Origin of the sequence: Aquimarina sp. AU474, from assembly GCF_900312815.1 — a bacterium.
Classification (GTDB): domain Bacteria; phylum Bacteroidota; class Bacteroidia; order Flavobacteriales; family Flavobacteriaceae; genus Aquimarina.
This window is the reverse complement of sequence record NZ_OMPE01000011.1, coordinates 1-1103: the sequence shown is the minus strand read 5'-3', so window position 1 is coordinate 1103 and position 1103 is coordinate 1. Positions and strand designations below refer to the sequence as shown.

The 1103-nt window shown below is 35.3% G+C and carries 1 protein-coding gene; it reads left to right on the top strand.

Annotated elements, in window-relative coordinates; translation table 11 throughout:
• Nucleotides 1–1103: condensation domain-containing protein (locus DK508_RS20980; RefSeq protein WP_235016458.1), on the top strand; the 1103-nt coding region annotated here is incomplete at both ends.

The window sequence follows — 1103 nt, the reverse complement described above, 5'->3', positions numbered from 1 at the left end:
TTACGTATTGATATGGAGGGTCATGGTCGAGAGGAAGTTATAGCAGGTATAGATATTAGTCGTACGGTAGGATGGTTTACCAGTATTTACCCTGTATTGTTATCTATAACAGATCCTAGTATGGATTTATCTGGGATTATTAAATCGGTTAAGGAATGTTTACGAGGGATTCCCAACAATGGATTTGATTATTTGTTGTATAAGTATTTAGATGCTTCGATTGATTTAGGAGATATTGATAGTTCTCAGATTAGTTTTAATTACTTGGGTCAGTTTGACAGTGATACAAGTGATAAGGTCTTTGAGATAGCCAAGGAGTCTGTAGGAGATGAGCATTCTTCTACTCAGGATCGAGAGTATGAATGGGATATTTCAGGTATGGTTTCAGCGGGTCAGCTTCATATGAGTTTAGTTTATAGTGGATTGCGTCACGATGCTTCTAAGGTAGATAGTTTTATGCAGAGTTATGCTTCTCATTTAGAGTCTATCATATCGTATTGTTTGTCTTATGAAGGAGTTAGTTTAACACCTTCAGATCTAAGTTATAAGGGCTTAAGTATATCCGCATTAGATGATTTAGCATCCAGGTATGCTATAGCAGATGTTTATCCATTATCCCCGATGCAAGAAGGGATGTTGTTTCATTGGTTGTTGGATAATGATTCGGATCATTATTTTAATCAGGTAAGTTATGGTGTAGTTGGAGATTTGGATATTACCTTATTTGAGAAGAGTTATGATGCTTTGATATCTCGATATGATATTCTTCGTACTATTTTCTTGCATGAGGGTTATGATGTTAATCTTCAGGTTGTTTTGAAAGAACAGAAGAGAGCATTTGAATATCGAGATGTTCGAGAAGAAGTTTTATCCTCAGATCGCTCTTCTGTAGTTAAGAAGTATGTAGCATTAGATAGGTCTAATAAGTTCGATTTAACTTCTGATGCTTTGATGCGAGTAGGAGTTTATCACTTGGGTGATAAAGATTATGAGATCATCTGGAGTTTTCATCATATTTTGATGGATGGTTGGTGTATGAGTATTTTGGTTCAAGATTTTAATTCCTTTTATCAGGGATATGTATCGGGAGATACTTTAGAATT